The organism is Ruegeria sp. BG11 (assembly GCF_056538565.1).
Map to the genome: position 1 here is coordinate 106,791 of NZ_JBQFTH010000006.1, position 24,123 is coordinate 130,913.

The 24,123-nt window shown below is 60.5% G+C and carries 25 protein-coding genes; 13 read left to right on the top strand and 12 right to left on the bottom strand.

What is annotated here, in order from left to right; genetic code table 11:
* Positions 1-19 precede the first annotated feature (19 nt).
* The 8 genes from soxR (at position 20) to ACR0JF_RS11485 (ending at position 7,791) form a co-directional block, all read left to right on the top strand.
* Positions 20-475, top strand: coding sequence for a redox-sensitive transcriptional activator SoxR (soxR, locus tag ACR0JF_RS11450; RefSeq protein ID WP_170469091.1), 456 nt, complete (start codon positions 20-22; stop codon positions 473-475).
* Positions 476-611: 136 nt separating this feature from the next.
* Positions 612-2,258, top strand: coding sequence for an electron transfer flavoprotein-ubiquinone oxidoreductase (locus ACR0JF_RS11455; RefSeq protein ID WP_170661223.1), 1,647 nt, complete (start codon positions 612-614; stop codon positions 2,256-2,258).
* Positions 2,259-2,409: 151 nt separating this feature from the next.
* Positions 2,410-2,961, top strand: coding sequence for a TetR/AcrR family transcriptional regulator (locus ACR0JF_RS11460; RefSeq protein WP_170661222.1), 552 nt, complete (start codon positions 2,410-2,412; stop codon positions 2,959-2,961).
* A 34-nt stretch (positions 2,962-2,995) separates the two neighbouring features.
* Positions 2,996-4,099, top strand: coding sequence for a mandelate racemase/muconate lactonizing enzyme family protein (locus ACR0JF_RS11465; protein ID WP_170661221.1), 1,104 nt, complete (start codon positions 2,996-2,998; stop codon positions 4,097-4,099).
* 10 nt (positions 4,100-4,109) lie between these two features.
* Positions 4,110-5,204: an alcohol dehydrogenase family protein gene (locus ACR0JF_RS11470; protein WP_170661220.1), complete on the top strand. Its 1,095-nt coding sequence runs from the start codon at positions 4,110-4,112 to the stop codon at positions 5,202-5,204.
* Positions 5,201-6,325 carry a mandelate racemase/muconate lactonizing enzyme family protein gene (locus ACR0JF_RS11475; RefSeq protein ID WP_170661219.1) on the top strand — a complete coding sequence of 375 codons (1,125 nt, stop codon included), beginning with the start codon at positions 5,201-5,203 and terminating at the stop codon, positions 6,323-6,325. The genes ACR0JF_RS11470 and ACR0JF_RS11475 overlap by 4 nt, the downstream gene beginning before the upstream one ends.
* A 3-nt stretch (positions 6,326-6,328) precedes the next feature.
* Positions 6,329-7,060 (top strand): SDR family oxidoreductase, encoded by a 732-nt coding sequence (locus ACR0JF_RS11480; protein ID WP_170661218.1) that lies wholly within the window; start codon positions 6,329-6,331, stop codon positions 7,058-7,060.
* The gene (locus ACR0JF_RS11485; protein ID WP_170661217.1) at positions 7,057-7,791 is read left to right on the top strand and encodes an SDR family oxidoreductase; all 735 of its coding nucleotides are present in this window, start codon (positions 7,057-7,059) and stop codon (positions 7,789-7,791) included. The genes ACR0JF_RS11480 and ACR0JF_RS11485 overlap by 4 nt, the downstream gene beginning before the upstream one ends.
* A gap of 24 nt (positions 7,792-7,815) precedes the next feature.
* Here ACR0JF_RS11485 and ACR0JF_RS11490 read toward each other — a convergent pair whose 3' ends face one another.
* Positions 7,816-8,829: an Ldh family oxidoreductase gene (locus tag ACR0JF_RS11490; RefSeq protein WP_170661216.1), complete on the bottom strand. Its 1,014-nt coding sequence runs from the start codon at positions 8,827-8,829 to the stop codon at positions 7,816-7,818.
* Between the two features lie 57 nt (positions 8,830-8,886).
* The gene (locus tag ACR0JF_RS11495) at positions 8,887-11,340 is read right to left on the bottom strand and encodes a GcvT family protein (protein WP_170661215.1); all 2,454 of its coding nucleotides are present in this window, start codon (positions 11,338-11,340) and stop codon (positions 8,887-8,889) included.
* 357 nt (positions 11,341-11,697) lie between these two features.
* Here ACR0JF_RS11495 and ACR0JF_RS11500 point away from each other — a divergent pair, with 357 nt between their 5' ends.
* Positions 11,698-13,413 (top strand): tetratricopeptide repeat protein, encoded by a 1,716-nt coding sequence (locus ACR0JF_RS11500; protein WP_480669317.1) that lies wholly within the window; start codon positions 11,698-11,700, stop codon positions 13,411-13,413.
* Positions 13,403-14,224, top strand: a complete 822-nt coding sequence (locus ACR0JF_RS11505) for a 4-(cytidine 5'-diphospho)-2-C-methyl-D-erythritol kinase (RefSeq protein ID WP_170661213.1) — start codon at positions 13,403-13,405, stop codon at positions 14,222-14,224. The genes ACR0JF_RS11500 and ACR0JF_RS11505 overlap by 11 nt, the downstream gene beginning before the upstream one ends.
* On the opposite strand, the gene ACR0JF_RS11510 is transcribed toward ACR0JF_RS11505, so the two are convergent.
* Positions 14,217-15,215: a polyprenyl synthetase family protein gene (locus ACR0JF_RS11510; protein ID WP_170661212.1), complete on the bottom strand. Its 999-nt coding sequence runs from the start codon at positions 15,213-15,215 to the stop codon at positions 14,217-14,219. The two genes, ACR0JF_RS11505 and ACR0JF_RS11510, sit on opposite strands and share 8 nt — an antisense overlap.
* Before the next feature lie 56 nt (positions 15,216-15,271).
* Here ACR0JF_RS11510 and ACR0JF_RS11515 point away from each other — a divergent pair, with 56 nt between their 5' ends.
* The 3 genes from ACR0JF_RS11515 to ACR0JF_RS11525 all read left to right on the top strand — a co-directional run bounded on the left by ACR0JF_RS11515 (position 15,272) and on the right by ACR0JF_RS11525 (position 16,543).
* Positions 15,272-15,487 carry a putative signal transducing protein gene (locus ACR0JF_RS11515; protein WP_037316655.1) on the top strand — a complete coding sequence of 72 codons (216 nt, stop codon included), beginning with the start codon at positions 15,272-15,274 and terminating at the stop codon, positions 15,485-15,487.
* Positions 15,484-16,263 (top strand): methyltransferase, encoded by a 780-nt coding sequence (locus tag ACR0JF_RS11520; protein WP_170661211.1) that lies wholly within the window; start codon positions 15,484-15,486, stop codon positions 16,261-16,263. Before ACR0JF_RS11515 ends, ACR0JF_RS11520 begins: the two co-directional genes overlap by 4 nt.
* A 115-nt stretch (positions 16,264-16,378) precedes the next feature.
* Entirely contained in the window at positions 16,379-16,543 is a 165-nt protein-coding gene (locus tag ACR0JF_RS11525; RefSeq protein WP_170379030.1) for a YdcH family protein, read from the top strand.
* Here ACR0JF_RS11525 and yddG read toward each other — a convergent pair.
* From yddG to ACR0JF_RS11570, 9 genes are all read right to left on the bottom strand, one after another.
* A complete protein-coding gene (gene yddG / locus ACR0JF_RS11530) occupies positions 16,540-17,406 on the bottom strand; it encodes an aromatic amino acid exporter YddG (protein WP_170661210.1) in 867 nt (288 codons plus the stop codon). The genes ACR0JF_RS11525 and yddG overlap by 4 nt on opposite strands.
* Positions 17,403-18,350 carry a transcriptional regulator GcvA gene (locus tag ACR0JF_RS11535; protein WP_170462641.1) on the bottom strand — a complete coding sequence of 316 codons (948 nt, stop codon included), beginning with the start codon at positions 18,348-18,350 and terminating at the stop codon, positions 17,403-17,405. The genes yddG and ACR0JF_RS11535 overlap by 4 nt, the downstream gene beginning before the upstream one ends.
* A gap of 300 nt (positions 18,351-18,650) precedes the next feature.
* Positions 18,651-19,373 (bottom strand): acetoacetyl-CoA reductase, encoded by a 723-nt coding sequence (gene phbB / locus ACR0JF_RS11540; protein ID WP_170379024.1) that lies wholly within the window; start codon positions 19,371-19,373, stop codon positions 18,651-18,653.
* Between the two features lie 187 nt (positions 19,374-19,560).
* Positions 19,561-20,736, bottom strand: a complete 1,176-nt coding sequence (locus ACR0JF_RS11545) for an acetyl-CoA C-acetyltransferase (protein ID WP_170661209.1) — start codon at positions 20,734-20,736, stop codon at positions 19,561-19,563.
* A gap of 195 nt (positions 20,737-20,931) precedes the next feature.
* Positions 20,932-21,765, bottom strand: a complete 834-nt coding sequence (locus tag ACR0JF_RS11550; RefSeq protein ID WP_170661208.1) for an EAL domain-containing protein — start codon at positions 21,763-21,765, stop codon at positions 20,932-20,934.
* 76 nt (positions 21,766-21,841) lie between these two features.
* Entirely contained in the window at positions 21,842-22,030 is a 189-nt protein-coding gene (locus ACR0JF_RS11555; protein WP_170639893.1) for a hypothetical protein, read from the bottom strand.
* Between the two features lie 94 nt (positions 22,031-22,124).
* On the bottom strand, positions 22,125-23,096 hold the full coding sequence (locus ACR0JF_RS11560) for a sterol desaturase family protein (protein WP_170661207.1): 972 nt from the start codon (positions 23,094-23,096) through the stop codon (positions 22,125-22,127).
* Positions 23,093-23,479, bottom strand: coding sequence for a hypothetical protein (locus ACR0JF_RS11565; protein WP_170661206.1), 387 nt, complete (start codon positions 23,477-23,479; stop codon positions 23,093-23,095). Before ACR0JF_RS11565 ends, ACR0JF_RS11560 begins: the two co-directional genes overlap by 4 nt.
* 64 nt (positions 23,480-23,543) lie before the next feature.
* The gene (locus tag ACR0JF_RS11570; protein WP_170661205.1) at positions 23,544-24,110 is read right to left on the bottom strand and encodes a TlpA disulfide reductase family protein; all 567 of its coding nucleotides are present in this window, start codon (positions 24,108-24,110) and stop codon (positions 23,544-23,546) included.
* Positions 24,111-24,123: the final 13 nt, after the last annotated feature.

The window sequence follows — 24,123 nt, forward strand, 5'->3', positions numbered from 1 at the left end:
TATTTCTTGCGAGGGTGAAATGGCAGTTTCCGAAGGTCTGGCAATTGGCGCTTTGGCACGGCGTACCGGGTTGGCGGTGTCGGCGATCCGGTACTATGAGGCGCAAGGGTTGATCTCGCCCTGGCGCAATGCAGGCGGGCAGCGGCGGTATCAGCGGGCCGATATCAGGCGATTGAGCTTTGTGATGATCGCCCAGCAATTCGGCCTGACCCTGCCCGAGATCCGTGAGGTGCTATCGGGCCTGCCCGGTAACCGAACCCCTACGCCGCAGGACTGGAAAGACATCAGTGTCACGCTGCGCGCCCATCTGGATCAGCGAATCAATACCCTGACGCGATTGCGCGACAATCTGGACGGCTGCATCGGCTGCGGGTGCCTCAGCCTGCCGAAATGCGCCCTTTACAACCCCGATGACCGTGCCAAATCACATGGTAGCGGTCCCAGATACCTTATGGGCGACTCGCCAAACACGTGAAGTGTCGAATAGCGGCATTGTTACGCCGTGTTTCGATTGACCTGAGTCTTTCTCACCATGTAATCAGCCGAGAAACAAAATTGCGCCGACCGCATGAGAAAAGCGCCAATTCGGAAAGTTAGCTAAGGAGCCCGCGATGGCCGAGATTGAACGCGAAGCGATGGAATACGATGTGGTGATCGTGGGCGCAGGCCCCGCGGGCCTGTCGGCGGCCATCCGTCTGAAACAGCTGGATGCAGACCTGAATGTCGTGGTTCTGGAAAAGGGCTCGGAAGTGGGTGCGCATATCCTGTCGGGCGCGGTGCTGGATCCCTGCGGGTTGGACGCTCTGATCCCGGATTGGAAAGAAAAAGGCGCGCCTCTGAATACGCCGGTGAACGAAGATAACTTCTACATGCTGGGTGAGGCCGGAAAGCTGCGCATCCCCAATGCTCCGATGCCGCCGCTGATGAACAACCACGGCAACTACATCGTGTCGATGGGTAATGTCTGCCGCTGGATGGCCGAGCAAGCCGAGGAGCTGGGCGTGGAAATCTTCCCCGGCATGGCCTGTTCCGAGCTGGTCTACGGCGAAAATGGCGAAGTCAAAGGCGTGGTCGCCGGTGTCTTCGGTCTCGAGGCAGACGGCTCTTACGGTCCCGGCACCGAACCGGGCATGGAGCTGCACGGCAAGTATGTCTTCCTGTCCGAAGGTGTGCGCGGCTCCTTGTCCAAAGAAGTCATCGCCAAATACGACCTGTCTGCCGGCAAAGAGCCGCAGAAATACGGCGTCGGCATGAAAGAGATTTGGGAGATCGACCCGGCCAAGCACAAGGAAGGCAGCGTCACGCACACCATGGGCTGGCCTCTCGGCAGCAACGCGGGTGGCGGTTCCTTCATCTATCACCTGGAAAACAACCAGGTCTATGTCGGCTTCGTGGTTCACCTGAACTACAAGAACCCGCACCTGTATCCCTACATGGAATTCCAGCGCTTCAAGCACCACCCGATGGTGGCCGACCTGCTGAAAGGCGGCAAGCGCGTTGCTTACGGCGCCCGCGCGATCACCGAGGGTGGCTATCAGTCTATGCCGAAGCTGGTCGCTCCGGGCGTGGCGCTGCTGGGCTGCTCGGCCGGTATGGTCAACGTGCCGCGCATCAAGGGCAACCACAACGCGATGCTGTCAGGTAAAGCCGCTGCCGAGGCCGCCTTTGACGCCATCAAAGCCGACCGGTCCGGTGATGAGCTGACGGCCTATGAAACCGATGTTCGCGAAGGGGCCATTGGTCAGGACCTCAAGAAAGTGCGTAACGTCAAGCCGATGTGGTCGAAATGGGGCCTCATGCCCTCGTTGGCGCTGGGTGGTCTGGACATGTGGACCAACACGCTGGGCTTTTCGCTGTTCGGCACGATGGGTCACGGTAAGAACGACGCCGAGGCGACCGAAGAGGCCAGCAAGCACAAGCCGATCGACTATCCCAAGCCCGATGGCACGCTGTCCTTTGACCGTCTGACCAACGTGTCCTTCGCGATGACCAACCACGAGGAAAGCCAGCCCTGCCACCTGAAGCTGGGCGACCCATCGATCCCGGTTGCCGTCAACCTGCCCAAATTCGCCGAACCCGCGCAGCGCTATTGCCCGGCTGGCGTCTATGAGATGGTCGAGGATGACGACGGCCCGCGGTTCGTGATCAACTTCCAGAACTGCGTCCATTGCAAGACCTGCGATATCAAAGACCCGAGCCAGAACATCACCTGGACCACGCCGCAGGGTGGCGACGGCCCGAACTATCCCAACATGTAACTGAAAGCCTGGCACTGGCGGCGCGACCCTGCCGCCATCCCGCCCCTTTTTCATGCCACCGGTCTCGCCGGTGGCACTTTTTGTCGTTGGCAAGAAAGCCTGTGTCGCAAACGGTGATGTGCGGGTAGAGTGATCGCTCTACCACCGTGACATGACTGAGACACAGCAGAAAATCGCGGAAAACCTTGATCGGCAGTTTTCAGAGATGGGATTTGCCACCCAAGGCGTTGAAGCCTTGCGTGAGGGCGCGAATGTTTCCCTTCGCACGCTTTACAAGTATTTTCCCAGCCGCGAAGCGATGGTTATAGGCGCGTTGGATCATCGCGATGCCGCCTATTCCGATTGGATTGGCACGGATCAACTCCGGGGCGCGGATCATGTGTTGCATGTTCTGACCCGCCTGGCGGACTGGCTGCGCGAGGTTTCAAACACCGGATGCCTGTTCCGCAATGCACTGGCGGCCTATCCCGAAAGTGATGCGATCCGCGACGCTGTCACGACGCATAAACAGCATGTCCGCGACATGTTCCGCGCCCGGCTGATCCACGTGGCCCCTGATTGCGATGTCGAGGCTTTGGCCGAGGTTCTGTTCATCCTGCACGAAGGCCTGACTGAGAGCGCGCGTTTGATGGGGGCCGAGGCCGCAACCTCGGCCACGATGCGCTGTGCCCGCGCGTTGCTGGCAGCTGCCGATATTCACTAGGCCGGGCATCCGGCAAACGACAGAAGAGACGGATATGAAGATCAAGGAAATCCACATCTACGCCCATGATCTGCCGGTCAAAAACGGCCCTTACACCATGGCAAACGTCGAGGTCTGGACGCTTGACACCACGCTGGTCAAGCTGGTGGCCGAGGATGGCACGACCGGCTGGGGAGAGACCTGCCCGGTCGGCCCAACCTATGCTGAAGCGCATGCAGAGGGCGCGCGGGCTGCGTTGAAGGCAATGGCCGAGGGCCTGATCGGCGCGGATCTGTGGCCTGTGGCCCTGCACCACCGGATGAACGGGCTGCTCAATGGGCACAACTATGCCAAGGCGGCCATCGACATCGCGGCCCATGACCTGATTGGCAAGAAACTGGGCGTCAATGTCGCCGACCTGCTGGGCGGCGCGCAGACCGATCGCGTGCCCTCTTACTACGCGACGGGTGTGGGCGCGCCGGACGATATCGCGCGCCTTGCCAAAGAGAAGCTGACCGAGGGCTATCCTCGCCTGCAAATCAAAGTGGGTGGCCGTCCGGTCGAGATTGATATCGAAACCATCCGCAAAGTCTGGGAGGTTGTCGGCGGAACAGGCATGCGCCTTGCGGTCGATGGCAATCGCGGGTGGACCACGCGCGATGCGCTGCGCGTCAGCCGCGAATGCCCGCATGTGCCCTTCATCATGGAACAGCCCTGCAACACCTATCAGGACTTGGAAAAGATCCGCCCTCAGGTGACCCATGGCATCTACATGGATGAAAACAGCGTCGACCTGAACACCGTGATCTCGGCTGCCGGGACCGGGCTGGTGGACGGGTTTGGCATGAAAGTCACCCGCATCGGCGGCCTGCAGAACATGCGCACCTTCCGCGACATCTGCGAAGCGCGCAATCTACCGCATACCTGCGATGATAGCTGGGGCGGGGACATCATCGCCGCCGCCTGCACGCAGATTGCATCCACCGTGCGTCCGACGCTGATGGAGGGCGCATGGCTCGCCGCCCCCTATATCGAAGGCAACTACGATCCCGAAAACGGCATCACTATCCAAGGCGGTCACATCCAACGCCCGACCGGGCTGGGTCTGGGCGTCACCCCCGACGAAACGCTGTTCGGCGCGCCTGTCGCCTCATATTAAGGAGAACACAATGATCCCCGAGACCATGCATGCGGTCCAACTGACCGGCCATGGCGGTATTGAGATGCTGGACTACCGCTCGGACGTGCCGGTCCCGACGCCGGGGCGCGGAGAGGTGCTGATCCGGGTCGCTGCCGCGGGTGTGAACAACACCGACATCAACACGCGGATCGGCTGGTACTCTAAGGCTGTCACCGAGGACACCAATACCGGCGGTGCCTCGGGTTTTGAGACCGTGGACGATGACGACGCCAGTTGGTCGGGCACGCCCTTGACCTTCCCGCGCATTCAGGGCGCGGATGTCTGTGGCCATGTTGCTGCCGTAGGCGATGGGGTCGACCCGGCGCGCATTGGCGAGCGTGTGATCGTGCGCAACATGCTGCGGACTTATGTCGACTACCGCCCCTATGAATGCTGGACCATCGGCAGCGAATGTGATGGGGGGTTTGCCCAGTTCTGCGTCGCACCTTCGCAGGAAACCCATGCCGTGAATTGCGACTGGGAGGATGTGGAACTGGCCGCCATCCCCTGCGCCTATTCCACGGCTGAGGGCATGCTGCACCGCGCCAGCGTTGGAGCCGACACTGTTCTGGTTGCCGGCGCCTCGGGCGGTGTTGGTTCGGCTGCGGTGCAACTGGCGAAACGGCGCGGCGCGTATGTGATCGCTCTGTGCTCGCCCACGAAGGCCGAGGCCGTTCTAGCTTTGGGTGCAGACCGCGTGCTGGACCGCAACGCCGATCTGGTGGCTGAACTGGGTGAAGGCTCGATCGACGTGGTGGTCGATCTGGTGGCCGGTCCGCAATGGCCCAGCCTGTTGGACGTGCTGCGCCGGGGCGGGCGGTATGCGACCGCCGGGGCCATTGCCGGACCTATCTGTGAAATAGACGTGCGGACGCTCTACCTCAAAGACCTCACCTTGTTTGGCTGCACCTTTCAGGAAGACATCGTGTTCGAAAACCTCGTGAAATACATCGAGGCCGGAGAAATCCGCCCCGTTGTCGCCAAGACTTACCCGCTCAGCGAGATTGCGACAGCGCAGGAAGAGTTTCTGACCAAAACACATACCGGACAGCTGGTGCTGATCCCGCCGCAGGTAACCTCATGAAAATCCGCAATATTGAGCTTTTTGAACTGCATCTGCCCTATGCAGGCGGCTCTTATGAGCTGTCGGGTGGGCGTATCTACACCGGGTTTGACAGTGTCATCGTCTGTATCACCGCCGATGACGGGACCGAGGGATGGGGCGAATCCACGCCCTTCGGCCCGAACTACATCGCTGCCCATGCGCGTGGAGCGCGGGCAGGGGTCGAGGAAATCGCGCCTTATCTAATCGGACGTGACCCCCGCGATGTGGACCGGATCAATGACTCGATGGATGAGGCTCTCTTGGGCCACAACCACGCGAAATCAGCCCTTGATCTGGCCTGTTGGGACCTGTTCGGCAAATCGGTTGGCCTGCCCGTCTATAAACTGCTGGGCGGTGCGACGGGCAATCGCCTGCCCGCGATCAGTTCGATCTACGCGGGCACGCCCGAGGATATGCGCGCCCGCGTCGCGGAACACCGCGCGATGGGCTATATGGGCCATTCGGTCAAGGTCGGTGCGATGGATTCCGAAGGCGGCCCGGCGCTGGACGTCGAACGCATCGCAGCCTCATTGGCGGATCGGCAACCGGGCGAATATTTCATCGTTGATGCCAATGGCGGCCTGATCCCGGAAACCGCGCTGCGGATGCTCCGCGCCCTGCCGAACGGGCTGGATTTCGTGCTGGAGGCCCCCTGTGCCACATGGCGCGAGACGCTTTCCCTGCGCCAGCGCTGTGACGTGCCGATCATTCTGGACGAGTTGGCGCAAGAAGATGGCGACATCGCCAAGCTGGTGGCGCTGGACGTGGCCGATGGCATCGGGCTGAAAATCTCGAAAGCCGGGGGGCTGACCCATGCCCGCCGTCACCGCGACATCTGTCGCGCCGCAGGGCTGACGATCAGTGTGCAGGACACGGTGGGATCGACCCTGTCTGCCGCGTCGATCTTCCATATGGGTGCGACCGTGCCCGAACGGCTGCTGCGCTGTGTTCTGGACCCGCGCGACATGGTGACGATCCAGACCGGGGCGTTCGACGCCCCAATCGAAAACGGTGGTGTTCTGCCGCCCGATGCGCCGGGCCTCGGCGTGACAATGAACCGAGACCTGCTGGGGCAGGCCGTTGCAATCTGGGAAGACTAAGACATGTTTCAGGACAAAAATGCCCTCGTCACCGGCGCGGCCGGAGGGATCGGGCAGGCCATCGTCAAACAGCTGCGCGCGCAGGGCGCTCGGGTTGCGGTTGCGGATCGCGCGACCGATGGGATCGAAGCCGAGGCGCATCTGCCCGGCGATCTTCTGGACCCGGCCTATTGCGACCAACTGGCTGCCAACGCGCAACAGGCTTTGGATGGCCTCGATATCGTGATCAACAATGCCGGCGTCATCACCCGCGGCCCGGTCACCGAGACCTCGGACGCCGACTGGAGCCTGTCCTTGGGTGTGAATGTTGAGGCACCTTTCCGGATATGCCGCGCTGCCATTCCGCTGATGGCCGAGGCGGGCGGTGGAGCCATCGTCAACACCGCTTCCTGCTGGGGCGGCAAGGCACCGGGGCCGAACCATGCGCTATATTGCATGACCAAGGCGGCGATTGCCTCGCTGACCGAATGTATGGGGATGGATCACGCGCATCAGGGCATCCGCATCAACGCCGTTTGCCCGAATGAGGTCAACACGCCGATGCTGCGCTCGGGCTTTGCCAAGCGCGGGTTTGATCCAGACGAGGCCGTGACTGAACTGGGTAAGACAGTGCCTCTGGGCCGGATCGCCGAGCCTGAGGATATTGCTGATGTAGTCCTGTTCCTCGCCTCGGATGCGGCGCGTTATATGTGCGGCACGCTGGTTGAGGTCAATGGCGGGAAGCCGGTCGCATGAGGCGGTTTGAGGGCAAGGTCGCGCTGGTTACCGGCGGTCGCTCTGGGATCGGACAGGCAATCGCGGCACGGCTGACGGAGGAGGGCGCGCGCGTCTTCACCGCTCAGCGTGGTGGAGATGACCGGCTCGAAGGGATCACAGCCGATTTCACCGATCCAGCTGTGCCTGCACAGGTGGTGGTCGAGGTCATTGCCCGCGCCGGGCAGCTGGACGTTCTGGTCAACAACGCCGGGATGATGCAGGAGGCCCGCGTCGAAGAGATGACGTTGGATGACTGGCAGAAAAACCTGACCGTCAACCTGACCGCGCCATTTCTGATGATCCAGGCCGCTTTGCCCCATCTGCGCAAGACAAAGGGCAGCATCGTCAATACCGGCTCGATCGAGGGACTGGGCAGCAATCCAGGCCACGCAGCCTATTGCGCGTCCAAGGCCGGGTTGCACGGGCTGACCCGCGCCGTGGCGGTGGATCACGGAGCCGAGGGTATTCGCTGTAACGCGATCGCTCCGGGCTGGATCGACACCGAGTTGAACCTCGACTTTATCGAGTCGACGCCCGACCCGGATGCGTTTCGCCGGGATATCGGCCAGATCCACCCGGTCGCGCGCACCGGCAGGCCCGAAGAAGTGGCTGCATTGGCGGCGTTTCTGGCCGCCGAAGAAAGTGGCTTTATCACCGGGCAGGTCTATACGGTCGATGGCGGGCGGATGGCCAAGCTGAGCCTGCCCTGACCCCCGCGCCAACGGTTCGAGAGCTTACCGCAAGTCTTGCAACTGCGACAGCAATTCGGTGCTGACCCTGACACCCTCGGCCTGAGACGCGGCGCGGTTTTTCAGCCGCCCGTCACCGGGTACGCGCGCGGTTCCGTTGCCTTCGATCACGGCACAGATGCGCGTGACATAATCGTTGAAGGCGGCATTTCCGAACCGTGTCGGATCAATCGCGATCAGGGTCGCGCCGCCCTTGACGTTCAACGCGCCATGCGCCTCGCGCTCGGCATTGTCGACCGAGAGGGTCCCTCCGGCCAGCGCCGCGCCCATGACCTCGATCAGGAAGGCAATCGCGGCCCCTTTGTGTTCGCCGAACGGCAACAGGCTGCGGGTTTCCAGAATCGCGTTGGGATCAGTGCTGGGCTGGCCGTCCGGGGCCAGACCTGCAGGGCGCGGCAGGTCATGCCCTTCGGCGGCGGCCATGCGGATATCCATCAAGGCCACTGTCGAGGACGCCTGATCCCAGACGATCGGTTCCATACCGTCACGCGGGCAGGCAAAAGACATCGGGTTGGTGCCAAAGACCGGGCGCACACCGCCCTGCGGCACCACCATCGACAGTGAGTTCACGACGGCCAAAGCCACCAACCCCGCCTCGGCCAGAGGTTCAGTGTCAAAGCGCAACGCGCCTAGGTGGTGACTGTTGGCGCAGGTGAAGGCGGCGATCCCGTTTTCGCGCGCCATCGCAATCAGCTCGTCCCGAGCTGCGGCTGCGGCGATCTGGTAGTACCCGTTGTCCGCATCGCCGCGCAGAACGCCCGGTGCGATACGCTCGAATTTGGGGTGCGCAGCGGGGTTGGCATAGCCCGAGGTAAAGCTCTGCGCGTAGACCGGCAGCATGCGCAAACCGTGGCTGCGCGGGCCGTCACGTTCGGATTTCACGACGATCTCAGCGATCATATCGCTGCCCGTCTCGTCCATGCCCGCAGCCACAAGGACGGATTTCGCCAATTCCCTAACCTCTTGGAGTGAGAGCGTTTTCGTCGAGATATCGGTCATTGGCAAATCCTGTCCTTGTGTTCGTGAAAGGGACCGCAAGCCCCCTTGTTGTTCTTGTCAGGCGCGTGCGCGGGCGCTGGTGGGGTCCACGGCGCAGGTGTCGATGACCTCGGCCTCGCGCATCTCGTTATGGACCAACACCTGCATTCTGGTGCCCGGCGCCGTCATGTTCTGCGGCACCAGCGCCATTGCGATGTCATGGTTGCAATAATATGAGAACCCGCCCGAGGTGACACGCCCGATCAGTTTGCCGTCGGAATAGACACCCTCGTCAAACATCACCGAGGTATCGCAATAGGGCAGTTTCAACGTGACCAGAGTGTTGTATCCCCCCGCGTCCCGCTGTTTCAGCAGAGCGGGTTTGCCGATGAAGTCCCGCTCGACCACTTGCCCGCCGATCTTCTCGGTCATGGCAACGAACCGGCCCAGATCGGCCTCATACGGAGTCAGGTCCTTACAGATCTCACGGTTGATGGCACGGTAGGATTTCTCGAGCCGCATGGACTCCAGCGCCTCAAGACCGAACGGTTTCACGCCCGCCTTCAGCAACAGATTCACGAGATGACGGTTGTAGCCCGCCGGATGGTGCAGCTCCCATCCCAGCTCACCGGTGTAGGAGACGCGCAGCAGGTGAACGCCCTTGGCATAGCCGACTTCACCCATTTGCGCCGAAAGCCACGGGAAGGCCTCGTTCGAAAGATCATTGTCCGTCAATTTCGACAGGATCTCGCGCGATTTCGGACCGGCCAGAGCGATCACGCCCAGCTGTTCCGAGATATCCTCCATCACGACCGAGCTGTCTTTGGGCAGCAGACGCTGCATCTGGTCCCAGTTATAGGCCTGCCAATTCGGGGTCGAGATCAGGTAGAAGTCATGTTCGGCGTAGCGCACGATGGTGTATTCCGCATCCATCCCGCCCTTGTCGTTCAGCATCAGCGACAGGGTCATGCGCCCCACCTTGGGCAGTTTGTTCGCCATCAGGCCGTCAAGCCATTTGGCCGCGCCCGGCCCGCGCACGGTGAATTTGGTCATCGGAGACATCTCGATGAAGCCTGCCTCTTCCCGCGTGCGGCGCACTTCTTCCTGAACCAGCTCCATATGATTGGTGCGGCGGAAGGAGTGTTCGGGGATCGCCTCCTCGGGTGATTTGGCGAACCAGCGCGGGAATTCATAGCCGTTGAAGCTGGTCCAGACGGCACCCTGCGCGGTCAACAGATCGTAGGAGCCCGCGGTTTTCATCGGGCGGGCCTCGGGAAAATCCTCACCGGGGACATGGGCATCCATATGGGTTCCCCATGTCTCGCGGACCTTGTCCATGGTCCACCGTTTCGAGGCATAGTCCGAGAACCGGCGCGGGTCGAGTTCCGACATGTCCATGCCCGGATCGCCATCCACGATCCACTTGGCCAGACGGTTCCCGACCGTGCCGCCCCACAGGATGCCGCCGGGCATCCCTTCGGCCAGCCACAGGTTCTCGTGCCCCGGCGCGGGGCCAGCCAGAGGCAGCTCGTCCGGGGTCATCTGAAACGGGCCGCGGGTGTTGGCCTTGATGCCAACCTCGCCCAGCGTCGGAACCCGTTCGATGGCGCGTTCCCACTGGGTTTCCACGGCATCGAAATCTTCGGGCAGAAGGTCGGCGCCGAAATTCGGTGGCACGCGATCTTCGGCGAACAGCTTGAGGTCCTTGGTGAATTCATAGGGGCCAAACTGGATGCCGCCCACGTCTTCGCGCAGATAGGCGCCATAATCCTCGTCCCGCAGGATCGGGAATTCCGGCAGACCCTGTGCCTTGCGTTCTTTCAGCAAGGGCACGGTCTCGGTCGTCCAATATTGGTGAACGATGGGAATGCAGGGCAGGTCCAGACCCACACGGCGCGCGTTTTCACGGGCGTAGTTGCCGGTGGCAAAGATCAGATGCTCGCAGGTGATCTCACCCTGGTTGGTGGTTACCTTCCAGTGGCCGTTTTCCAGCTTTTCGTAAGCGGTGGCTTCGGTGTTCTGATAGACCGTGGCCCCGGCATCGCGCGCCAGCTTGGCCAGCGCCATGGTGATGTCGGCGGGGTTCACATAGCCGTCTTCGGTATGCAGGATGCCGCCACGAATATCCGGGCTTTGGTTCAGCAGAGGGTGAACCTCGGCAATCTCTTCCGGTGTCAGCAGCTTGCAGGGCACCCCGGCGGCTTCGGCGATCGAGATATAGGACTGGAACTCATCCCAGCGCTTTTCGGTATTGGCAACGCGCAGCTGGCCCACTTTGCGAAGGCCCACCGAGGCGCCCATCTTTTCCTCAACCTCGGTATAGATGCGGATGGTTTCCATGGTCATTTTCGACACGTTTCGCGACCGCACAAAAGTCACAAGCAAACCGGCCGCATGCCACGTGGACCCTGACGTCAGCGTCGTCCGCTCCAACATCACCGCATCCGTGCAGCCATGTTCGGTCAGACCATACAGGATCGAGGCCCCAACGCAGCCGCCCCCGACCACAACTACTTTCGCATGTGACTTCATCGTATGTTTATACCGTGTCTGGTTTGCCAACAGTGTTTGGAAGCACCATTCCGTCACTCGGCCTTTTGCGCAATCGCAAAAATATTTCACTCTGAATGAGTTGAAATCACCCAAGCCAAACAAGCGCCTTTTGATACGCTCAGGGTACCCCAGTTCGCGGCTAGAGTGAGCCAACCAAAAGCCCTATCGATGAGATGCCATTGAGTGTTGGACGACGCTCCTGCTTGATCCGTGCAACAGGGCGGCCAGTTCTTAGGCGAAAACCGGTGCAATGGCGGCGTCGTGAACCTTGAGCCATTGCCTCTTGCGGGCCGAGGCCCTAGCTTAACGTGCAGTCAACGATAGCAAGGCAGGATTTTGGTGGTTTCCCTGGTTCGTCGCGTGGCACTGGCCGCGCTGCTTTCATCCTCGGTCGCAATCCCGGCATTTTCGGATACCGGGTCCGGGGCCTATTTGGCCGGACGTCAGGCAATCTACGAAAACGACTATGCCGCCGCCGAAAGGTATTATGCGCAGGCGTTGCGGTCTGATCCGCAGAACGCATTGCTGTTGGAAAGCGTCGTCGTCGCGCGGCTGGCGCTGGGCGAAGTTGAGCGCGCACTGCCCATCGCCCAGACCATTGAAGAGAATGGCCTGCCGAGCCAAGCAGCCCGGATTGCCATCGCCGCAAACCTGATCGCGGAGGGCGATTGGGAGACCCTGCTGTCACGTGATCCTGAAACGCAGGGCGTGGGTCCATTGGTCGATGGGTTGATGATTGCCTGGGCCTATCTTGGTCAGGGTGAGATGACCAAGGCGATGGAGCAGTTCGACTCGGTTACAACCCAGGAAGGGTTGCGCGAGTTTGCCCTCTATCACAAAGCGATGGCTTTGGCGTCGATCGGTGATTTCGAAGGGGCTGAGGCGATTTTCGCGGCCGATGACGGGGTCGTGGCCCGGTTCACACGCCGCGCCGCGCTGGCCCGGACCGAGGTTCTGTCGCAGCTTGACCGGAATGAGGACGCTTTGACCTTCCTGGCCGATGTGTTTCAGGCCGGAAGCGACCCGTCGATCGCAGATTATACAAGCCGATTGTCAGATGGCGAAACACTGCCCTTCACCCATGTCAGAACGGCGCAAGACGGCATGGCCGAGATCTTCTTTTCGGTCGGTGCTGCGTTGAATGAGGAGGCCGCTCCGGACTACGTTCTGCTTTATGCCCGCACGGCTAGCTTCCTGCGGCCCGATCACGTCGACGCCCTTTTGATGAGCGCCGAGCTTCTGTCGGAACTCAACCAGCTTGATCTGGCGGTTGAGGCGTATCGCGCAGTTCCTAAGGACAGCACCGATCACCACGTGGCTGAACTGGGTAGGGCCGATGTTTTGGGGCAATCCGGCAAAACCGATGCGGCGGTTGAGGTTCTGCAATCGCTGGCTGCGGAAAAGCCTGATCTTCCGAGTGTCCATGTCGCTTTGGCCGATCTGCAGCGCCGTGAGGAAAACTACGCCGCCGCCGTTGACTCCTACAACACGGCGATTGATCTGGCCGAGGGTGTCTCGGCGGCAAATTGGTTCCTGCACTACGCGCGCGGGATTTCTCATGAGCGCCTCAAGCAATGGGATCAGGCTGAGGCCGATTTCCGACGCGCGCTCGAGCTAAACCCGGATCAGCCGCAGGTTCTGAACTATCTGGGCTACTCGCTGGTCGAACGGCGCGAAAAACTCGATGAGGCGCTGGACATGATTGAGCGCGCTGTCGCGGCTCGCCCCGACAGTGGCTATATCGTCGACAGCTTGGGCTGGGTCCTGTTCCGCCTTGGTCGCTATGACGAAGCGGTCGAGCATATGGAGCGCGCGGTTGAGCTGATGCCGGTGGATCCGGTGGTCAACGACCATTTGGGCGATGTCTACTGGGCCGTCGGACGCGCCCGCGAGGCTGAGTTCCAGTGGAAACGGGCCCTGTCCTTCGTTGATCCCGAAGACACCGATGGTGAGGCTGATCCCGAACGCATCCGACGCAAGCTTGAGGTCGGTCTGGATACGGTTCTGTCCGAAGAGGGCGCGGATCCGTTGAAGGTTGCCAATGGCAACTAGCGCCTTTGCGCCCGCCAAGGTCAATCTAACCCTGCATGTCACCGGCCAGCGCGCAGATGGCTATCATCTGTTGGATTCGCTGGTGGCTTTTGCCGACATTGGCGATCAGCTGGCGTTTGAGCCGGGCGTAGGCTTTTCGATTTCCTTGAGCGGAGAGCATGCCGACGGGGTTCCGACGGACAGCCGAAATCTGGTCTGGAAAGCGGCCGAGGGCACTGGGTGGACAGGCCAAATCACGTTGAACAAGGTGCTGCCTCATGGTGGAGGCATCGGCGGAGGGTCCTCGGACGCGGCGGCCGTTCTGCGCCACGCGGCGGCGCAAGGGTTTGATATCCCGCCGCATCTTCCGACCGCGTTAGGGGCCGATGTACCGGTCTGCATGGTGGCCGAGGCTGCGCGGATGCGTGGGATTGGTGAACAGGTGGACCGGATCGCTTTGCCCTCATTGCCTACCCTGCTGGTCAATCCTGGGGTTGAGGTTCCGACCGGATCGGTCTTCGGCGCATTGGCGTCGCGGGACAATCCGGGATTGCAAGATCAAATCCCCTCATTCGCGGGCGTGGAAGACTGCGCCGCGTGGCTCTCGAACCAGAGAAACGACCTTGAACAGCCCGCCACAAGCCAGGCCCCGCAAATCGGGCGTGTGTTGGAGGAGTTGGCGGACACAAGGGATGTGTTGCTGGCGCGAATGTCGGGGTCAGGCTCTACCTGTTTTGCGCTCTACCCTTCAATGAAGGCCGCGCATTTCGCAGCTTATGAGATCGGCGCGGCCCAGCCCGATTGGTGGTGCCGCGCAACGATGCTCAGTTAAGGCGCGAGACCACGTAGTCGGCCAGATCGCGCAGCAGAGTGCGGATTTCGTGATCAGGCAGAACCTCAAGCGAGGCTTTGGCCTTCTTCGCCCAACCCAGCGCATCCTGACGGGTCGCCTCGAGCGTCTGGTATTTGCTCATAAGCCCAAGCGCATGTTCTAGATCGCCGTCCTGCTGGCGGCCTTTCTCGATCGTGCGCTCCCAAAAGATACGCTCATCGGTGGTGGCCTGCGCAACGGCTTTGATCACCGGCAGGGTCAGTTTACGCTCGCGGAAATCGTCGCCCACATTCTTGCCGGTTGCCTTGCTGTCCCCCTGATAATCCAACAGATCGTCAGCGATTTGGAAGGCAATGCCCAAGGCATCGCCATAGTCGAACAGCGCTTTGACCTGCGCGTCTGAGGCTTCCGCAATCACGCCGCCAACCTCGGTCGCTGCGGAAAACAGGGCTGCGGTCTTGCCGCGTACGACCTGCAGATAGATGCTCTCATCCGTGTTGAGATCGGTGGCCGCGGTCATCTGCAGCACCTCACCTTCGGCAATCGTGGCCGAGGCATTGGCTAGGATATCCAAAACGCGTAGCGATCCGGTTTCAACCATCAACTGGAAGCTGCGGGAAAACAGATAGTCGCCCACCAACACGCTGGATTTGTTGTCCCACAACAGGTTCGCCGTAGGCCGCCCGCGCCGCTGAGCACTTTCGTCGACCACATCGTCATGCAACAGGGTCGCGGTGTGAATGAACTCGACCGTCGCGGCCAGACGCACGTGATGCTCGCCCGAATAGCCAAACAGCCGGGCCGCCGCCAATGTCAGCATCGGGCGCAGGCGCTTGCCGCCCGCTTCGACCAGATGCGCGGTCACCTCGGGGATACGGGGCGCGTGTTCGGACGCCATCCGGGTCCGGATCAGCGTATTCACCGCCTCCATTTCGCCGGTCAACATTTCGGCCAGCCGTTCGTGCGGCTTCGAGATTGTGCTGATGCCCATCACACTCCTGATACAAGGCTCGACTTTCGCCTTGCCTTGCCCTTACATCCATCCCCATGAAAGAACTATTGCGCAGCACCGATCCGACAATCCTGGCCTTTGCATCCGCTCTTCTTGAGGGCGAGGATATAGACTGCTTTCAGATGGACGTAAATATGAGCATCCTCGAAGGCGGCATCGGAATTTTCCCACGCCGTCTGATGGTTCGGGCTGACGACCTGACCCGAGCAGAGCGTGTGATGCGCGACAACGAGATCCCGCTGGGGCGATGACCGGGTTCAAGGAGGATGAGCTAAGCCGGAACGATTTCCTCGGCGGGCGGTTGCGCCTGTGGCAACCCGTGTCGGGCTATCGCGCAGGGGTTGACCCTGTTTTGCTGGCGGCCAGCGTGCCCGCAACCTCTGGTCAGTCGGTGCTGGAGCTTGGCTGCGGGGCCGGCGCTGCAATCTTGTGTCTTGCGACACGGGTCCCGGGTTTGGACCTGTGCGGCGTGGAACTGCAAATGGCCTATGCGGATCTGGCCCGCCGCAATGCCGCCGATAACAATAAGGTGTTGGAGGTCGTCTCGGCTGATCTGACCGAGCTGCCCTCCGATCTGAAGCAGCGTCAATTCGACCATGTGATCGCCAACCCGCCCTACTATCGCGCCGGGGCCCACAGCGCAGCCATGGACCGAGGGCGCAGTGTGGCTTTGAGGGAGGAGACGCCTCTTGCCGATTGGATTGAAGTGGCGGCCAAGCGACTGGCCCCGCGCGGCTATCTGCACATGATCCAAAAGGCGGATCGCCTGCAAGATATGCTTTTGGCCTGTCGGGGACGTCTGGGCTCGGTCGAAGTGCTGCCGCTTGCGGCCCGCATGGGGCGCGAGGCTGAGCTTGTGATTCTACGGGCCCGCAAAGGCGGGCGGGCGGCGTTCCGGCTGCATGCGCCTATCATCCTGCATGCAGGTCAACGGCATGAGCGCGACGGTGACAGCTATACTCCAGAACTCTCGGATGTGCTGCGGCAAGGCGCTGCGTTGGGGCCGTTTCACGTCAATCGGCAATGACCAGCCGAATTTGTCGGATTTATCACTTTTTCTTCGCGTCTGCGGCGTGACAGGGTGGAAACGATATGCTCAACTTCTTACGTGACATCTAGACACGTAAACAAGGAGGATCGCCATGAGCGTGAGCGCACATCTGACAGAACTGAAGAAGAAGCACGAATCTCTCGGTCTCGAAGTGGAACAAGCTCAACGCGCGCCAGGCATTGATGATCTTCATATCGCCCAGCTAAAGAAACAGAAGCTAAGGCTGAAGGAAGAGATCGAGCGCTTATCGACCTAACCTTTAAGACTGGCGCGCGCCGCAACCACGGCCCCGCCGGTGATCAAGACCGCCGCGATCGCCAGTGTCCATGTCGGCATGGCGATCCCGGCAAAAACCAAAACCACGGTAGACAGTAAAGGCGCCGCGTAAGAGCTGGTGCCCAGCATCTGAATGTCGCCCTGCTTGACCCCGATATCCCAGACATAGAACGCCAGACCGACCGGCCCCAGACCAAGGGCCAGTGTCGATAACCAACTGAGCGTGGTGTCCGGCCAGACAGGTGCCTCAAGCGCGAAATGCAGGCCCCATGAGGCGATCGCCGTGAACACGCAGAACACAGCGACCGAGCTTGTGGGCGTTTCACCCAGTCTCCGCGACAACACGGAGTAGCCTGACCATGTCAGGGCACACAGGAACGCCAGCGCGTATCCCGGTAGGTGGTCGGCTTGAAACCCGGCGCTGCCGCCTCCGGTGATGATCAGCGCGGCCCCGGCAAAGCCCAAGCACGCCCCGATCAGGTGGCCTGCGCGCAGGTTTTCTCCGGGTAACAGGCCAGAGAACAGAACGATAAGCAGCGGCCAGAGATAGGCGATCAGCCCTGCCTCGGCCGCTGGGGCCATCCGAAGGGCCGAGAAGTATAGCGCGTGGTAGCCGAACAGGCCCACCGTTCCAAAGGCGTAGACTTTCCAGCTGATGCGGCGCAGCTGGGACAATCCACCCGATCGCCACGTCCAGACAAGCCCCAAAGTACCGCCGATACTGAAGCAGATTGCATTCAGCAGCAGCGGCGGTGTTGGGGCTGACCCGACTGTGAACAGGGCCAGCAGCGCCCAAAGCAAAACCGCAATGAAGCCGATGGCGGTGGCGCGTTGTCTGGTCATGTGGATGAGACGTCTTCTACGGGAACGATGGTGAATTCATCCGAGATATGAGCGGTTTTTTCAATCTCCGCAACAAACCAATCGCGAAATGCTGCGACCTGAGGCCGGTTCTCCGCGCCGGGCAGGCAGAGAAATCGAAAGCGGCCTTTGGTCTCGATCGCGGTTTTAAACGGCGCGACAAGCCGCCCTTCCATCATGTCCTTGATGATCATCGCCCGTCGCCCCAAGGCCACGCCCACTCCGGCGACAGCCGCGTCAATCGCGTGGTCTGCGTTGGAAAAATGCGCCCCGTGGGTCGGCGTGAACTCGACGCCAACAGCGCGGAACCACGTCGGCCAATCCGCCGGAGGTTTCAAAAACGCAATCGAATCGTCATGTATCAGAGGCGCGTTGCGCAGGCTTTCGGGAGTCGTGAACTCAGCGGCCAGTTCGGGTGTCATGACAGGGGTTAGCCACTCTTTGCGAACCGGCAGGCAATAGAGGCCATCATCCCCGCCATAGCCAAACCGGATCGCGACATCCACGTCGTCCCTCTCAAGGTCCATATTGCGCAGGGTGGCCGAAAATCTCAGGTCGATTTCGGGATGGGCGCGGGCAAAATCGTAAAGGCGCGGGGCCAGCCATTTGGCCGTCAGCGCAGGTCCGGCCGTCACGGTGAGGGTGGTGTTGTCCTGAAGCCTTCGCGTAGCGGCCCAAGCAGCCTTGAGTGACGCAAACCCCTCGGCGGCCCCGGGGGCGAGGGCTTTGCCCGCCTCGGTCAGCTCGACCGCGCGGTTCAGGCGGCGAAACAAGGGGTGGCCCAAATGATCCTCAAGCGATTTGATCTGGAAGGACAACGCCGCTGGCGTGACGTTCAACTCGTCTGCGGCCTTGGCGAAAGACATGTGTCGCGCGGCAGCGTCAAAGGCACGCAAAGCGGTGAGAGGGGGGAGGCGATCACTCATATCACTTAAGTAATACTTATCTGAATGCTTGAAAACTCTCGTTTGTGCCTTTTTCAATCAAGGGTCATGTTTAGGGCAAGTCAAGTTCAGCTTTAGCAAAGGGGATCTGCCATGATCGAGATGTCAACAAACCCGTCTGTCCAGATTGCAATTCGTCGTGCCCATGAAGAGCGCAGCAGGCTTGTTCACAAAGTTCTGGGATGGGTGTTTGGTTCCCGCTGACCGCAGCGCGCGCGGACTTACGGGATAAAGAAGGGCCGGTCCAAAAGGACCGGCCCGTTTTCGTTCAGTGCTCTGAAATCAGACGAAGAACTGAGCACCGTTGGCCGAGATGGTGGACCCATTGATGAACTGCGAATCGTCCGATGCCAGGAAGGCGACGCAGCGCGCGATCTCCTCAGGCTCACCCAAGCGACCGGCCGGAATCTGGCCGATGATCGACTCGCGGACCTTCTCAGGCACGGCCATAACCATTTCGGTGGCGATGTAGCCAGGGCAGATCGCGTTGGCAGTGATGCCCGCACGCGCGCCTTCCTGTGCCAGCGACTTCACGATACCCAGATCGCCGGCTTTGGTCGCGGCATAGTTCACCTGAGCGAACTGGCCTTTTTGACCGTTGATCGAGCTGATGACGATGACGCGGCCAAATTTGCGCTCGCGCATACCGGGCCAGACGGGGTGTACGGTGTTGAACACGCCGGTCAGGTTGGTGTCGATGACCTGATGCCACTGTTCAGGCGTCATCTTGTGGAAAGGTGCGTCGCGCGTGATGCCCGCATTAGCGACGACGATGTCGATGGGACCGACCTCGGCCTCGACCTTTTCGATGCCCGCTTTGGATTCGTCATAATCGGCCACGTTCCACTTGTAAGTGGCGATGCCGGTTTCCTCGGTGAATTTTGCTGCGGCTTCGTCATTCCCCGCATAGGTGGCGGCAACATTGTATCCTTCGGCCTTGAGCGCCTTGGAAATTGCTGCGCCGATGCCGCGAGAACCGCCGGTTACGAGTGCTGTACGTGCCATGGATGACTCCTCCAATTTTGGTCGTCTTGGTAATTCTGTTACTCTGAGAGAGAATGTTGCGCAATATCGTTTCGTGTTCGATCTTGTCTTTCTGTCTGGCGATATTGTCGCAGCGGTTGTGTAAAGCTTGATTGTAACAAAAAAGGGCGTCCAATGGACGCCCTTTTCTATTTAGATGTCAACGCACTTAGTCGCGCTCCACGCAGAGGGCGACACCCATGCCGCCACCAATGCAGAGGGTGGCCAGACCCTTCTTGGCATCACGGCGCTTCATTTCGAAAAGCAGCGTGTTCAGAACACGGCAACCGGATGCTCCGATCGGGTGGCCAATGGCAATCGCGCCACCGTTCACGTTCACGATCGACGGGTCCCAGCCCATGTCTTTGTTCACGGCGCAGGCTTGCGCGGCGAAGGCTTCGTTGGCTTCGACCAGATCCAGATCATCAACCGACCAACCTGCTTTTTCCAGCGCCTTGCGCGAGGCGTAGATCGGGCCAACGCCCATGATTGAAGGGTCGAGACCGGCGGTCGCGTAAGACGCGATACGGGCCAGTGGCTCAATCCCGCGCTTTTCGGCGTTCTCAGCCGACATCAGCAGGGTCGCCGCTGCACCGTCGTTCAGGCCCGAGGCGTTTGCCGCGGTGACCGAGCCGTCTTTGGTGAAGGCCGGGCGCAGTTTGGACATTGCTTCCATTGTTGCGCCGTGACGGATGTATTCGTCCTTATCCATCACGATGTCGCCCTTGCGGGTTTTGATGGTGAAAGGAACGATCTCATCTGCGAACTTGCCTGCGTTTTGCGCAGCTTCGGCTTTGTTCTGAGAGGCAACGGCGAATTCGTCCTGCATGTCGCGGCTGATCTGCCATTTCTCGGCAACGTTCTCGGCAGTTTGACCCATATGGTAGCCGTTGAACGCATCCCACAGACCGTCGCGGATCATGGTGTCGATGTATTTCATGTCTCCCATCTTGTGACCCGCGCGCAGGGCGGCAGCATGGGGAGACAGTGTCATGTTTTCTTGTCCACCAGCGGCGACGATATCCGCATCGCCCAGTTGGATGTGCTGAGCACCTAGGGCAACAGCGCGCAGGCCCGAGCCACAGACCTGATTGATGCCCCAGGCCGCGCTTTCCTGCGGCAGCCCGGCGTTGATATGCGCCTGACGTGCGGGGTTCTGGCCCTGAGCGGCGGTCAGGACCTGACCCATGATGGTTTCGCTGACTTCGCCTTTGTCGACGCCGGCGCGTTCGACGACGGCTTCGAGGACGGCAGCGCCCAGATCATGTGCGGGGGTATTGGCAAACGAGCCGCCAAAGCTGCCCACACCTGTACGTGCGGCGGATGCGATTACTACATTGGTCATATAATTTGTCCTTTACCGTCGTGGTCCAGCGGGAAATGTGACGACGCGGACCGCAGAGGGCCTCCTCTGCCCGTACCAGAGCGCCAATTTCTCCCCCCTCTAGTGCCTTCTGCAATAGCGCAATGCTGCACTTGCAGCAACGGACAGCTTGCCTCAGGCGGCAATCAGGCAGGTATTCGCGCGGCGGTGGGTCAACTAAGTCCCTGTTTTGGAATTTCTTTCTGCATTCCAAGGCGGCGACAGCGTCGGTGCTCCAAACAGAAAACCCTGCATGCAATCGACACCGCTTGCGCTCAGAAACGCTGCGTCTTGCGGGTTTTCGACTGATTCGGCTGTGACCAAAATTTCGAACTCTCGCGCGACTGCGATCAATGCACGGACGAGGGCCTGGTTGTCGGGGTCGTTGCTGATGCCGCGAATGAATTGACCGTCGATCTTGGCGGCATCGAACAGGAATTCGCGGAAATGCCGAAAACTGAAATTGCTTGCGCCGAAATCGTCCAGAGCAAAGGCAATACCACGCTCCTGCAACCTGTCCATCAGGTCGATCACCAGTTCGGGCACCTGCATCGCCGATTTCTCGGAGATCTCCAAAATCAGTCGTTCTCCCAGATTGCTGTCCCGTTTGAGAAAGCGATCCAGAATGCGGGACCAGTGCGAATACCCGATCGAACGCGCCGACATGTTGATCGACAGCCGGATCTGAGGGTTCCTGATCAGTGTTTGAAGCCCCATCTCTAGCGCGATGCAATCCAACTCTCGCCCGATGGGCGTGTTTTCTACCTGAGGCATGAAATCGCGTGCAGGGATGACCCGCCCAGTTTCATCCAAAACGCGGATCAGCCCTTCGTAGAAGGCAACGTTATGAGGCGCCTGTGCCTGCATCACCGGCTGAAAGGCCAGTTTGCATTGTTTGTGCCGAACCGCATCCGAGGCCATCTGCAATACGGATTGATCCCGACCGGAAACTGCCGAGGTCAAAGGGCTGTCCGGCCCTTCCCCTGACTCTGCACCTGTCTTGTCCCGCATGCGCGCTGATCCCGAATGGCTCTTCGGTTGCAGTGTCGCAGGAAACAGATGAATCTGCGGTTAATGCAGGTGACGTTTAGCGCGCAGATTGCCACGCATGGCTGAGGGAGGCCGCGGCGCCGAACACCGCGCCCATTACGCCAAGGATCATCATGGAAAACCCGATCAGGACAAGCGCTGATGCTGCCGTTGCGATGGCGGCAAACATGGCCAGAAGCACACCTAGCAGTCCGACTGTGGTTGATACGGTTGTCACTCGGGTCATTCCGGCCTCCGGTCACTGGTTACGTCACACCTGACGCTCCATATGGACCGTTCGGGCCGGATTTCAACCAAAGCGGCGTGGTGTAACGCCAGGATCAGGCCTGTTTTGCTGCGGAATTAGGCAGGTTTTCGCGAGTCTGCTCGAATCCGGGCGTTCCGAGATCTTCAGGGTGGCGGGCCAGATGCTTTGCCTTGATCTGCGCTGAGCTGTCGCGGCTTCCATCATGGCTATAGCCGGGCGGGGCAAAACAATAGGCGAGGCGTTGCTTCAGCTTCAGCCCCGGTTGGGTCGCATCGCGCCAGATGCCGACCCATTCGTGAAAGGCTACACGCAGCGGGTTGAAGGTGGCGATGTTGTGAACCAGCCCATAGTCGACGCGGTCGTAATCTTGCTCGGGAACAAAAGTGCCGAACATCTTGTCCCAAATGATGAAAACGCCAGCATAGTTGCAATCCAGATAGCGCGCGTTGCGGCCGTGATGCGCCCGGTGATGGCTGGGGGTGTTCATCACCGCTTCGAACCAACGGGGCATTTTGCCGATGGCTTCTGTGTGAATCCAAAACTGGTAGATCAGGTTGATGCCGCCCACGAACAGCACCATCGCCGGGTGAAAGCCCAGCAGGATAAGCGGCGCGCGCACCACCATCATGAAGGTAAACGTATAGGTCCATGTCTGCCGTAGCGCGGTGGTCAGGTTGTAGTGCTGCGAGCTGTGATGGTTCACATGGCTGGCCCAGACCCAGCGGATACGGTGGCCAAACCTATGCACCCAGTAGTACCGCAGGTCATCCAGCACAAAGCACAGGATGATGATCGGGATCGACGTACCCAGATCGAGCGGCGTGATCCGCCACAGCCACATGAAGAACCCATAGGCGATAAACCCCAGAAGGAACCCCGACGCAATATTGCCCGCCCCCATGATCAGAGAGGTCACCGCATCGCGCGTCTCATACCTCCCGCCGCGACCTTTGACGGCGATCCAGACGAACTCGGCCAGAATGGCGGCGATGAAGAAAGGGATCGCCCATTGGACGGCGTCGGGAAAGGTGATCTGGTCGGTCATGCGGGCTCCATCAGGTTGCGCCAGTGGGGGCGCTCGAGGTCATCCAGATGGATGATGGCTTTGGGTGTGCCGAAATCGTGGAACAGAATCTCGAACCCGTCGGTGCGATCCAGCAAGTCATAGTCCAGCAGATGCTGCGCCACAGTATCCGCGCCAAAGGACCAGAGGAGACCCGGCCCTTTTTCCGTCCGCACCAGCGCGGCGTGGCGATCATGGGAAACCGTGACGTCAATGACGGTATCTTCCGGGAAATGCCGAACCCATTGATCGCGCGCGGTTTCAGGCGAAATAACGCACCGCTGCGATCTGCCGGTCAGATGCAGCAACAGAGTGACTCCGGCGATCCCGCCGACCACAAGCACCAACAGAATTTCCAGTGGCATTCCATCCTCCCGCGCACAGAGTGCGGATCGGAGGATGGGCTGTCAAAGGTGGCGTAGCGTCAGTTTAGCTGTTGGCCTCGACCAGAGTCGAAATGATCGCCTTCGCGCTGTCCGAGTTCCATTCGGCATCGCCGATCAGGCGGGCGATTTCATTGCCCTCCGGGTCGATGATGACCGTGATCGGCAGACCGATGACACCCATCTCACGTGCCACTGCTTGCGAGGGGTCCTGATGGCGGGGCAGGTTGTCGATGCCGTTTTCCTCGAAGAACTTCTTGATCCCGGCAGGTGAGTTGCGCCCGGTCGCCAGTGTCAGAACCTCGAACTTGTCGCCGCCGAATTCGTCTTGCAGTTCGGCGATCTGGGGCATTTCTTTGCGGCAGGGCGCGCACCAGGTGGCCCAGAAGTTCAACAGGACGTATTTGCCCTTGAAGTCCGCAAGCGAGGCGGTGCCGCCGTCATCTTCCAGTTGGAAATCAACCGGCGTCACCGGCTTAGGTTCTTTATGCAGGATCAGCCGTTTCAGGCTGTCTTCACGCAAGGGGCCGAGCGTTTCGGCATCGGTCGCCAAAGCGGCATTTGCACCCAGCGCAAGGGCCATATAAAGGGGGATCAGACGAAATAGGCGCATATCAACTCCGGGT